Raw genomic sequence first — 12,047 nt, forward strand, 5'->3', positions numbered from 1 at the left:
GGACCCGTCGGGCGCGATCACGGTCTTCCAGACCAGGGCCTGAATCCGGATCTCGTCCGCGGGCACCGCCACCGGGTGGTCGCCGCCGCCTCCGGTGGCGGCGGCAACGAGTTCGGACTCGGCCGTCTGCACCTGGTCCAGGTCGGTGCAGCGGAGCGTGGGTACCAGGGCGGTCAGGATCGCGTCGACGCTGTCGAGGCCGATCTCCCCGGACGCCAGGCCCGCCGCGGTCGCCGGGAACGCGGGCGGCAGGGCCTGCCTCGCGAGGGTGAACCGGGTGCGCAGCTGCGCGCCCAGCCGGATCCGGCGCTGCGCGGTCGGACGCGAGACCAGCGTCACCCGCTGGATCAGGTCCGACGGGGTGAGGCAGGCCTTCCGGACCGAGAGCCGCCCGGTATCGAGCTCGGGCCGGGACCGGTCGGCGATCGCCGCCGCCGTCGCCACCCGCAGGGCGTCCACCCTTCGGCCGAGCTGCTCCACCGCCGCGGTCACCTGCAGCAGGCCATCGTCATCGCACCCCCGCACCCCCTGAACACCACAGCGTGGCACCCACCTCGCCCGCGAGGGCCGCGAACGCAGCAGCCACCACAGCGGCGTCGAGGGTTGCAGTGGGGTCATCCATACGCACAATTTTAGCAAACATAGAACGNGATTTAGAAGATAAATACTACCCTAGGTCAGGCAGTTGGGCCCGAGCAGGCTCTTCAGCTCCCCGAAGAGGTCCGCGCTGATCTTCACCTGGTGGGGCAGCTCGAACACGCGCGCGGTGTTGCCCTTGATCAATTTGAGCCTGACCTCTGACGTTCCGATGTGGCGGGTGATGACCTCGCCCAACGCCGTCACGGTGTCGGTCGTCGCCCGGGACTCCGCCAGGGTGACGGTCAGCGTCCCCGAGTCGGAGGCCTGCCCGAGTTCCGGCGCGAAGATGCTGTACGCGTGCAGGTTCATCCCGTCGTCGCGCATGCTCACCCGGCCCCGCACGACCACGATGGAGTCGCTGATCAGGTCGGGCGAGAACTCCTGGTAGGCCTTGCCCATGAACATCACGGCGATCTCCCCGCCGAAGTCCTCGACCTGGATGATGCCGTACTGGTTGCCCGACTTCTTCGCGATCCGGTGCTGCACGCTCGTGATCAGCCCGGCGATGGTGACGGTGTCGGCATCCTGGGTCTGCTCCGACGCCATCAGGTCGACGATGGTGGTGCTGGCGTGCTTGGCCAGCGGGATCTCGAGCCCGGCCAGCGGGTGGTCGGACACGTACAGCCCCAGCATGTCCCGTTCGAAGGCGAGCTTCTCCTTCTTGCCCCACTCGGGACGGTCCGGCACCTGCTCGGTTTCCTGCGGGTCGTCGAACAGGCTGTCGAAGTCGAACCCGACCATGCCGTGTTCCTCGTCGCGCTTGATTTTCACGGCCGATTCGACCGCGGCCTCATGGATTTCGACCATGCCGCGCCGGGTCGCTCCGAGGGAGTCGAACGCACCGGCCTTGACGAGGGACTCGATCGTGCGTTTGTTGGCCACCTGGATCGGTACCTTGCGCAGGAAGTCGTGGAACGACTCGAACCGCCCCTTCTCCTTCCGGGCGAGGCGGATGGCGTCGACGACGTTGAAGCCGACGTTGCGCACCGCCCCCATACCGAAACGGATGTCCGTGCCCACGGCCGCGAAGTAGCCGATGGACTCGTTCACGTCCGGCGGCAGGACCTGGATGCCCATCCTGCGGCACTCGTTCAGGTACAGCGCGAGCTTGTCGCGCGAATCGCCGACGCTGGTCAGGAGCGCGGCCATGTACTCGGCCGGGTATTTGGCCTTGAGGTAGGCGGTCCAGTACGAGAGCACCCCGTACGCGGCCGAGTGCGCCTTGTTGAAGGCGTAGTCGGAGAACGGGAGCAGGATGTCCCAGACTGTCTTCACCGCGTCCATGGAGTAGCCGTTGGCGACCATTCCGCCGGAGAAACCCTCGAACTGCTTGTCCAGTTCGGATTTCTTCTTCTTGCCCATCGCCCGGCGCAGCAGGTCCGCCTGGCCGAGGGAGAAGCCGGCCAGTTTCTGCGCGATCGACATGACCTGTTCCTGGTAGACGATCAGGCCGTAGGTGGTGCCGATGACGTCCTGCAGGGCTTCTTCGAGCTCGGGATGGATCGGGATGATCTCCTGCTGACCGGTCTTCCGCAGCGCGTAGTTGGTGTGCGAGTTGGCGCCCATGGGGCCGGGCCGGTAGAGGGCGATGACAGCCGAGATGTCTTCGAAGTTGTCGGGCTTCATCAGGCGCAGCAGGGAGCGCATGGGCCCGCCGTCCAGCTGGAACACCCCGAGGGTGTCGCCCCGGGCGAGCAGCTCGTAGGCCAGCGGGTCGTCCAGCCCGAGCTCCTCGAGCACGGGCCGGTGACCACGGTTGACCGCGATGTTGTCGAGGGTGTCGTCGATGATGGTGAGGTTGCGCAGCCCCAGGAAGTCCATCTTGATCAGGCCCAGGGCCTCGGATGCCGGGTAGTCGAACTGCGTGACGACCTGGCCGTCCGCTTCGCGCTTCATGATCGGGATGATGTCGATCAGCGGGTCGGAGCTCATGATCACGCCGGCGGCGTGGACGCCCCACTGGCGTTTCAGGTTCTCCAGGCCCAGGGCCGTGTCGAAGACGGTGCGGGCCTCGGGGTCGGATTCGATCACCGCGCGGAAGTCGGCCGCCTCGCGGTAGCGCGCGTGGTCCTTGTCGAACATGCCGGTCAGGGGCACGTCCTTGCCCATGATGGCCGGCGGCATGGCCTTTGTGAGCTTGTCGCCCATGCCGAATGGGAACCCGAGCACCCGGGAGGCGTCTTTCAGGGCCTGCTTGGCCTTGATCGTGCCGTAGGTGACGATCTGGGCGACGCGTTCTTCGCCGTACTTCTCGGTGACGTAGTGTATCACCTCACCGCGCCGGCGCTCGTCGAAGTCGACGTCGAAGTCGGGCATGGAGACGCGGTCCGGGTTCAGGAACCGTTCGAAGATCAGGCCGTGGATCAGCGGGTCGAGGTCGGTGATGCCCATGGCGTAGGCCACCATCGAGCCGGCGCCCGAGCCACGGCCGGGACCCACCCGGATGCCCTGCTGCTTCGCCCACATGATGAAGTCGGCGACCACGAGGAAGTAGCCGGGGAAGCCCATCTGGATGATGATGCCGATCTCGTAGTCGGCTCGTTTGCGCACGTCGTCCGGGATGCCCTTCGGGTAGCGCTTGGCCAGCCCGATCTCGTTCTCCTTGACGAACCAGCTCTCCTCGTTCTCCCCTTCCGGGCAGGGGAAGCGGGGCATGTAGTTGGCTTTGGTGTTGAAGTCCACCTGGCAGCGTTCGGCGATCAGCAGCGTGTTGTCGCAGGCTTCCGGGTGGTCGCGGAACAGGTGCCGCATCTGCGCGGCGGTCTTGAGATAGAACTCGTCGGAGTCGAACTTGAAGCGGTTCGGGTCGTCGAGGGTCGAGGCGGACTGCACGCAGAGCAGGGCCGCGTGGGCGGTCGCGTCGTGGGCGTGGGTGTAGTGCAGGTCGTTGGAGGCGACCAGCGGAAGTTTGAGCTCTCCGGCGAGCTTCAGCAGGTCGGTCATGGTGCGGCGTTCGATGTCGATGCCGTGGTCCATGATCTCGCAGAAGAAGTTCTCCTTGCCGAAGATGTCCTGGAAGTCGCCGGCGGCCTTCTTCGCCTCCTCGTACTGCCCGAGGCGGAGGCGGGTCTGCACCTCGCCACCGACGCATCCGGTCGTGCCGATCAGGCCGGTGGAGAACTCGGAGAGCAGCTCCCGGTCCATCCTTGGTTTGAAATAGTACCCCTCCAGGCTGGCCTTGGACGAGAGCCGGAACAGGTTGTGCATCCCCGCCGTGGTCTCGGAGAGCAGGGTCATGTGGGTGTAGGAGCCGGCGCCGCCGACGTCGTCCCGGTTCTGGCCGGAGGCGCCCCAGCGCACCCGGGTCTTGTCGCGCCGGTCGGTGCCGGGAGTGATGTAGGCCTCGGTGCCGATGATCGGCTTGATGCCGGCCTCGGTGGCGGTGCGCCAGAAGTCGAAGGCGCCGAACACGTTGCCGTGGTCGGTAATGGCGACCGCAGGCATCCCCTGCTCGATGGCCGCGTTGATCAGCGGTTTGACGCGCGCGGCACCATCGAGCATCGAGTACTCGCTGTGCACGTGGAGGTGCACGAACGAATCATTCGATCCACCCGACTTATTCTGAGAGGACAAAACGGCTCCGAGGTGTTGAGGTTGGACTCTCCAGCCTAGGCATCGCGCAGCACGTCGAGTGCATGCGCGAGGTCGGCGGGGTATTCGGTGGTGAACGTGACCCAGTCCCGGGAATCGGGGTGGAAGAAGGCCAGCTGCCTGGCGTGCAGCCATTGCCGGGTCAGGCCCAGACGCGCTGTGATCGACGGGTCTGCACCATACATGGCGTCGCCGACGCACGGATGCTGCTGCGCGGCCATGTGCACTCGGATCTGGTGGGTGCGTCCCGTCTCCAGGTGTACCTCCACCAGCGACGCCGACCGGAACGCCTCCAGGGTCTCGTAGTGCGTGACGGAGTCCTTGCCGCCGGCGATCACCGCGAACTTCCAGTCCGACCGCGGGTGGCGGCCGATGGGAGCGTCGACGGTTCCCGCGAGCGGGTCGGGGTGCCCCTGCACGACGGCGTGGTAGATCTTCTCGACTTCGCGATCGTGGAATGCCTTCTTCAGCCAGGTGTAGGCAGCTTCGGATTTGGCGACGACCATCAGGCCGCTGGTGCCCACGTCGAGGCGGTGCACGATCCCGGCCCGTTCGCTGGCCCCTGAGGTCGCGATCCGGTAGCCGGCCGCGGAGAGGGCGCCGAGGACGGTCGGCCCGGTCCAGCCGACACTGGGGTGCGCGGCGACGCCGGACGGCTTGTTCACGACGACGATGCTCTCGTCGTCGTGAACGATGGTGAGGTCCGGCACCGCGATGGGAACGATCGCCAGGGCTTCCCGGGGCTGCCAGGTCACCTCCAGCCAGGCTCCCCCGTGCAGGCGGTCGGACTTGCCGACCACGGCACCGTTGAGAGTGACCCCGCCGGCCTCGCACACCTCGGCCGCGAAACTCCGCGAGAAGCCGAGGAGCTTGGCGATGCCGGCGTCGACGCGCACGCCGGCGAGTCCGTCCGGAAGGGGAAGGGAGCGAGTTTCCATAGAGAGGATCAGGGTGCTAACTGGGTGGGAGCCACGTCGGACGTGTCTGAAGCGCTGGTGCGGCGGCCGTCGAGGCCGATGCCGCGAATGGTCAGGTACATGAAGATGATCATGCTCGACACGATGGCCATGTCGGCGACGTTGTAGATGGCGGGGATCAGCCAGGGTGTCGCGATGAAGTCGATGACATGTCCCTGACCGAAAGACGGCTCCCGCAGGAGACGGTCGGTCAGGTTGCCGAGCACGCCGCCGAGCAGCAGACCGAAGACGAGCGACCACGCGAGTGAGCGGATGCGTCCGGCGAACCAGACGATGAGGAACACCACGACGACGGCGATGATGGAGAAAACCCAGGTCATCCCCGTGGCCAGGGAAAAAGCCGCGCCCGGGTTCCGGACGAACTGCAGTTGCAGCACGCTTCCCAGAACCCGGACGACGTCACCCTCGGTCAGTCTCGTGACGACGAGGAACTTGCTGATCTGATCCAGTGCGTAGATGGCCAGCGCCACGAGGGCGAGGACGATCAGCGCAGTGGAGCGTTTCTTCGCTCCGACCTTAGGCGCCAAAGCTCTGGAAGCTCGGCTTCGAGGCGTTGCTCGACTCGACCGGCGACGTGGCGTCGAGGTCGTGCAGCTGGGACTCGATGTAGCTCTTCAGCTTCTGGCGGTACTCGCGCTCGAAGGTGCGCAGGTCATCGATCTTGGTCTCGAGGACCGAACGCTCCTGGTCGAGGATGTTGAGCTGCGCACGCTGCTTGGCTTCCGCCTCGGCGACGAGACGGGCGGCGGTGGCGTGGCCCTCGGCGATGAGTGCATCGCGCTTCTCGGCGCCCTCCTTGACGTGCTCCTCGTGCAGGCGGCGGGCCAGCTGGAGGAGGTTCGTGGTGCCGGCGGTCTCGTCGATGGGCTCGGCGACAACCGGAGCCGGGACGGGCACGGCTGCGGCCACGACGGGCTCGGCAACCGTTTCGGCGATCGGCGCGGACTCGACGGGCTCGGCAACGGGCTCGGAGGCGCCGCCACCGGAGGAAACGCGAGCCTTGAGCTCCTCGTTCTCAGCGGTCAGTCGACGAAGCTCGACAACGACCTCGTCAAGGAAGTCATCGACCTCGTCCTGATCGTAACCTTCGCGAAATTTAGTCGACTGGAACCGCTTGTTGACTACATCTTCCGGAGTTAACGCCATGGCTTTCCACCCTTAAAACTTGAGTTGTGAACATTTGTTTGCGTTCGACCAACGGTACCAAGGTCCGACGTGATGTCGAACCGCGCCGACCGGACGCGTCGTCGGTCAAGAATACATGGCCCGAGTGTGAGGGGGTCTATAACCTCTGCGCGAACGTCATCACGGACATTCCGATGATGACGCAGAGCATGGTCAGGCTCCAGCCGAAATCGAACGCGATGGGGCCGAGCCGGAGCGGCGGCAGGAGCCGCCGGAAGAACTTGATCGGCGGGTCGGTCACGGTGTATACGAACTCGATCAGCACGAGCGTGAAGCCCTGAGGGCGCCACGACCGGTTGACACTGCGCACCAGATCGACGATGAACCGCCCCCACATCACGAAGAAATAGAGCAGCAGAACGAAGTACGCGAGGCCCGCGATGATCCCGATGATGGACACGGTGCGCGCTACGACTGGGCGAAGAAGGACGCCTCGGCGTCGGTTTCCTCAGCCGCGTTGTCGCCGGACACGACGACGTGGGACGGGGACAGCAGGAAGACCTTCGCGGTGACGCGCTCGATCTTGCCGTACAGGCCCTGGGACAGGCCGCTGGCGAAGTCGATCAGACGCCGGGCATCCGCGTCGCTCATCTGGGACAGGTTGATGATGACCGGGATGCCGTCCCGGAAGGATTCGGCGATCACCTGGGCGTCCTTGTACTGGCGCGGGTGGACGGTGAGGATTTCATTCATGTCTGAGGTAGCCACATTCTTAGGGGTGGAAGTCTTGCGCAGCGGTGTCACCGGTGCACGGCCGGCCGAGCCGGCGGAGTGCGACGAGGCGGAGTGCGAAGAGGTGGAGGCGGAGGAGTGAGGAGCCGCGGTCTTCGGGGCCGCCGAGTGCGACGATGCTGGACTGGACGCAGCGGAGTGCGGGGCGGTCGACACGGGCGCAGCAGCGGGCGCCTCGTATTCGAGTTCCTCGTCTGCCAGGCCCAGGTAAACCATGGTTTTCTTGAGCGGGTTGGACATCTCGACCTCCGTGTTGGTGATTCTACTTATCCAGATTAACCGGGTACCGGGCGATTACCGGTGATTGCTGTGCCAATTCGAAGGTGTGTCGCCCCTTCGCTGATCGCCTCCGGGTAGTCCTGGGACATGCCCATGGACAGGAACTTCGCCTCCGGCGCCAGCAGCCGGATGCGCTCGCCCAGCTCACGAACCCGGGCGAAGGCCCGCCTGGGTTCCTCGCCGAGCGGGGCCACCGCCATCAGTCCGAGCAGGCGCAGCCCCGAGGTGGACAGGACTCGTTCGACCAGGGGGTCGAGCAGGCCGGGGTCGACTCCCCCGCGTGCCGGGTCGTCGGTGAGGTTCACCTGCACGAAGCAGTCGATGACGTCGGATTCCGAGCTGAGCGCGTCGACCAGTGAGGCCCGGTCGACGGAGTGAATGACGTCGGCGTAGGCCCGAACCTGTTTGGCCTTCTTGCCCTGGACCTGGCCGACGAAATGCCAGGTCAGGTCCAGTCCGGCCAGGGCCTCGACCTTCGCCTGGGCTTCCTGATGACGGTTCTCGCCGACATCGTGCACGCCGAGGGCGACGAGCTGCTCGATCAGGGTGACCGGGTGGAACTTGGTCACGACGACGGTCACGATGTCCCGTTCGTCGCGCCCGGCCGAGGCCGCCGCGGCAGCGATTCCACTGCGCACGGCGGCCAGGCGCTCCGCCAGGCCGGCCAGGTCGCGCAGGCCGGCCAGGTCGGGGTCACTCATCTCGCCGTTCGCCCCGCTACTTCAGGAAGTCCGGGATGTCCAGGTCGTCCGGGTCTTCTTCGAAGGCGGGGTCGGCGACGGCCGCACCCGGTTCGACGCCGGACCAGACCGAGGACGCGGAGGCGTCACCGACGGAATAGGCGGCGGAATCGTTCGCGTCCGCGGCGGTACCATTCGAACCGGCGCCGTTCGAGGAGACGCCCGCCGCGACGCCGGCGGCGACGAGGTCGGCCCGGCGCACCTCGACGGCCTTGGCACCCGGCTCTCCGCCGTCGAACCCGGCCGCGATCACGGTGACCCGCACCTCGTCGCCGAGGGTGTCGTCGATGACGGCACCGAAGATGATGTTGGCTTCGGGGTGGACGGCTTCCTGCACCAGGCGGGCGGCGTCATTGATCTCGAAGATTCCGAGGTTCGAGCCACCCTGGATGGACAGGAGTACGCCGTGCGCCCCGTCGATGGACGCCTCGAGCAGCGGCGATGCCACGGCCAGTTCGGCGGCCTTGATGGCACGGTCGGCGCCGCGGGAGGAGCCGATGCCCATCAGCGCGGAACCGGCGCCCTGCATGACCGACTTGACGTCGGCGAAGTCGAGGTTGATCAGGCCGGGGGTGGTGATCAGGTCGGTGATGCCCTGCACACCGGCGAGGAGGACCTGGTCGGCGGTGGCGAACGCCTCGAGCATGCTGATGCCGCGGTCGCTGATCTCCAGCAAGCGGTCGTTCGGCACGACGATGAGGGTGTCGACCTCGTTCTTGAGGGAGGCGACGCCGGCCTCGGCCTGCGCCTGGCGGCGCTTGCCCTCGAAGCCGAAGGGCTTGGTGACGACACCGATGGTGAGCGCGCCGATGGACTTGGCGATGCGGGCGACGACGGGCGCACCGCCGGTGCCCGTTCCACCACCCTCGCCTGCCGTGACGAAGACCATGTCCGCGCCAGCCAGGGCCTCTTCGATTTCTTCGGCGTGATCCTCGGCGGCGCGACGGCCCACCTCGGGGTCGGCGCCGGCGCCGAGGCCGCGGGTGAGGTCGCGGCCCACGTCGAGTTTGACGTCGGCGTCGCTCATCAGGAGCGCCTGGGCATCCGTATTGATGGCGATGAACTCGACCCCGCGGAGGCCGAGCTCGATCATGCGGTTGACGGCGTTGACACCGCCGCCACCGATTCCAACAACCTTGATGACTGCGAGGTAGTTCTGATTTGTTGTTGACACGTCCGGCCTCCGGTGGAACCCTAAACCTCTTGTCGAAGTTTAAAGTTATGCTGAGTATGCAATTCCTGTATCGAAGTTATGCGCCAGCCGTGCCGGGACGGGGAGGCGCGCCCGCGTGTCGCGAAGATTCAGCCCAGAACTCAGCGAAGAACTCGCCGATTCAGCGAAGAACGGCGCTGTCGGGCGAGGACACGTCGTATTCGCCGACGGTGCCCACCGGGTGGCTCACGATCAGGGCGGCCAGGACGACCGCCTTGTACTCCGACTTCTCCGCGCTTCCCCAGACCACGCGGGCCCCGCCGACCAGCGTCAGGGTGACATCGTCCTTGGTGGCCGCGGTCACTGTGTCCAGTCCGGTGCGGATGCTCTCCGGCAAAGCGGCGATCACGGCCGTCGCGGCGAGGAAGCCGGCGCTGCCCGACCCCGAGCGCGCATCGATGGTGGCGTACCCGGCCGGGCGCTCCGGGCTGCTCTGGATCACCACTCCGGCCGCGTCGACCAGGTCGAAGCCCGCGCCGGTCGCCAATGCCCCGACCGGCTCGCGCTCGACGATGCGCACCACCAGTGTGGCGGGCGGGCGGCTCTCGGTGACGTAGCTCTGGATCAGGGTGAACTCGGACAGGTCCTTCTTCACCTCGGCCAGATCGACGAGCGGCAACGGCGTGCCGAGCTGGTCGCCCAGAGCCGCCTGAATCTTGTCCGCCGGGATCCGGTTCGCTCCGACGACCTCGATCGTGCGCAGCGCCATCAGCGGCGAGTAGACGCCGACGACGACGAAAGCGGCCAGGACGACGGTGACGCCCAGGGACGCCAGCCAGGCATTGCGCCGGCGGCGTGACCGCCAGGTGAACCGCCTGACCTCCTCGCGCTCGTAGCGTTTCCGAGCCCGCCGGGCGGCCCGCAGCTTGAGCCTGGCCCCGGCCGGTGTGAGGGGCGCCGCAGGTTTGTCGGCCGGCTGCGTCTTCGTCGAGCGCGTGTCCGCAGGCGGCGTGGGTGCGGGGCTCGCGCCCGAGCCCGGCCGCAGTGGAGACACCGAGGCCAGGGGACCCGGAAGGGCGGATGCCGGCTGCACGGTGATCGGCTCGGTGAACGACTCGGTGTTCGGTTCGGTGGACGCGGCGCCACGCGAGGGCCACGAACCGCGCACGAAAGATTGGGCGGCGGGCGGGCGCACGGGGCGACGGATGCCGGCCCCCTTGCGCGCCGGCGGGGCGCTGTCGGTCGGCGTTTCGGCGGGAGGAACGACCGGACGTTCGAAGCCCTGTGGCCGCCTCATGCCCGGGCGCGGCTCATCCGCGCGCCCGCGTGAGCGAGCCGAGGAGCTGGGGAACGATGCGGTACACGTCGCCGCAGCCGAGGGTGACCACGAAGTCGCCGTCCCGGGCGATGGAGGCGACGTAGTCCGCGGCCTCCTGCCAGTCGGGCACGTAGACCACGTGGGACGGGTCGAGGAACCGGTCGGCGACGAGCGTGCCGGTGACGCCGGGCTCGGGGTCTTCCCGGGCGCCGTACACGCCCAGTACGACGGTCTGGTCGGCGCAGGTCTCGAGGGCGTCCGCGAATTCCTGCGCGAAGAGCCGGGTGCGGCTGTACAGGTGCGGCTGGTGCACGGCGATGATGCGGCCGGAGCCGACCACGGTTCGGGCGGCGGACAGGGCTGCGGCCACTTCGGTCGGGTGATGGGCGTAGTCGTCGTAGACGCTCACGCCGCCGACTGTGCCGTGCAGTTCGAACCGGCGCTCCGTGCCGCCGAACTCCGAGATGGCGGCCAGGGACGCTTCAGCCTCGAACCCGAGTCCCACCAGCACAGCGAAGGCCCCGGCGGCGTTGATGGCGTTGTGCCGGCCCGGGATGCGGAGGGTGGCGAAGTAGTCGTGGCCGGCCCACGCCACGCCGAAGCGCACCGGCCCGTCCGTGACCACGGAGTGCAGCCGCACGTCGGCGCCGTCGTCCTCGCCGAAGGTGATGACGCGCTTTTCGGCCAGCTTGCCGGTCACACTGACCGCGCCAGGGTCGTCGGAGGAGATGACGACGAGTTCGGTCGCGTTCTGGGCGAACTCCACGAAGGCCGCCTCGAACGCTTCCAGCGAGCCGTAGTGGTCGAGGTGGTCGGGGTCGACGTTGGTGACCAAAGCCACGGCCGTGTTGTAGAGCAGGAACGACCCGTCGGATTCGTCGGCCTCGACGACGAAGAGATCGTCGGTTCCGCTGGCCGCCGACACGCCGAGGGACTCGATCACGCCGCCGTTGACGAAGCTCGGGTGCTGTCCCAGGCCGAGCAGGCCGGTCACGATCATGCCGGTGGAGGTGGTCTTGCCGTGGGCGCCGGCCACGGCGACCAGACGGTGCTTCTCGATCAGCCAGGCCAGGGCCTGCGACCGGTGCAGCACCGGGAGGCCCTTCTCCCTGGCCAGCACGTACTCGGGGTTGTCCTGCCAGAGCGCGCCCGTGACGACGAGGCTGTCGGCGTCGCCGACGTTCTCGGCCGCGTGGCCGATCGCGATGCGCGCGCCCAGTTTGCGCAGTGCCAGCACGTTGTCCGACTCCCGCACGTCAGACCCGGTCACCGTGTGCCCGGCGTCGATGAACAGGCGCGCGATGCCGCTCATCCCCGAGCCGCCGATGCCCACGAAATGCACCGTTCCGAGATCTCGGGGAATGGTGAGGTTCAGATCGGGCTTGATCACGGTTGCTGCGCTCTTCTCAGTCGGAGACGAATGTGGAGACGAA

The 12,047-nt window shown here is 67.3% G+C and carries 11 protein-coding genes; all 11 read right to left on the minus strand.

The features are described from left to right. Nucleotides 1-492, minus strand: a 492-nt coding sequence (locus E3T42_RS02970) for a DUF222 domain-containing protein (protein WP_166805298.1), incomplete at its 3' end; no start/stop codon positions are given. Nucleotides 493-672: 180 nt separating this feature from the next. Next, nucleotides 673-4,140, minus strand: a complete 3,468-nt coding sequence (dnaE, locus tag E3T42_RS02975; protein ID WP_241975797.1) for a DNA polymerase III subunit alpha — start codon at nucleotides 4,138-4,140, stop codon at nucleotides 673-675. Between the two features lie 107 nt (nucleotides 4,141-4,247). Further along, nucleotides 4,248-5,168 carry an RluA family pseudouridine synthase gene (locus E3T42_RS02980; RefSeq protein WP_134402427.1) on the minus strand — a complete coding sequence of 307 codons (921 nt, stop codon included), beginning with the start codon at nucleotides 5,166-5,168 and terminating at the stop codon, nucleotides 4,248-4,250. Between the two features lie 8 nt (nucleotides 5,169-5,176). After that, nucleotides 5,177-5,734: a signal peptidase II gene (lspA, locus tag E3T42_RS02985; protein ID WP_241975793.1), complete on the minus strand. Its 558-nt coding sequence runs from the start codon at nucleotides 5,732-5,734 to the stop codon at nucleotides 5,177-5,179. Continuing rightward, the gene (locus E3T42_RS02990; RefSeq protein WP_134367400.1) at nucleotides 5,724-6,353 is read right to left on the minus strand and encodes a DivIVA domain-containing protein; all 630 of its coding nucleotides are present in this window, start codon (nucleotides 6,351-6,353) and stop codon (nucleotides 5,724-5,726) included. Before E3T42_RS02990 ends, lspA begins: the two co-directional genes overlap by 11 nt. 136 nt (nucleotides 6,354-6,489) lie before the next feature. Then, on the minus strand, nucleotides 6,490-6,792 hold the full coding sequence (locus E3T42_RS02995) for a YggT family protein (RefSeq protein WP_134367402.1): 303 nt from the start codon (nucleotides 6,790-6,792) through the stop codon (nucleotides 6,490-6,492). Nucleotides 6,793-6,800: 8 nt separating this feature from the next. Continuing rightward, nucleotides 6,801-7,364 carry a cell division protein SepF gene (locus tag E3T42_RS03000; RefSeq protein WP_134367404.1) on the minus strand — a complete coding sequence of 188 codons (564 nt, stop codon included), beginning with the start codon at nucleotides 7,362-7,364 and terminating at the stop codon, nucleotides 6,801-6,803. Between the two features lie 35 nt (nucleotides 7,365-7,399). After that, complete coding sequence (locus tag E3T42_RS03005) at nucleotides 7,400-8,104, minus strand: YggS family pyridoxal phosphate-dependent enzyme (RefSeq protein ID WP_134402428.1); 705 nt, start codon at nucleotides 8,102-8,104, stop codon at nucleotides 7,400-7,402. A 16-nt stretch (nucleotides 8,105-8,120) separates the two neighbouring features. Beyond that, entirely contained in the window at nucleotides 8,121-9,317 is a 1,197-nt protein-coding gene (gene ftsZ, locus E3T42_RS03010) for a cell division protein FtsZ (protein ID WP_134367408.1), read from the minus strand. 160 nt (nucleotides 9,318-9,477) lie between these two features. After that, nucleotides 9,478-10,593 (minus strand): FtsQ-type POTRA domain-containing protein, encoded by a 1,116-nt coding sequence (locus E3T42_RS03015; RefSeq protein WP_134367410.1) that lies wholly within the window; start codon nucleotides 10,591-10,593, stop codon nucleotides 9,478-9,480. A 13-nt stretch (nucleotides 10,594-10,606) separates the two neighbouring features. Then, a complete protein-coding gene (gene murC / locus E3T42_RS03020) occupies nucleotides 10,607-12,004 on the minus strand; it encodes a UDP-N-acetylmuramate--L-alanine ligase (RefSeq protein ID WP_134367412.1) in 1,398 nt (465 codons plus the stop codon). Nucleotides 12,005-12,047 lie beyond the last annotated feature (43 nt).

Source organism: Cryobacterium sp. TMT4-10, from assembly GCF_004403275.1.
Classification (GTDB): Bacteria; Actinomycetota; Actinomycetes; order Actinomycetales; family Microbacteriaceae; genus Cryobacterium; species Cryobacterium shii.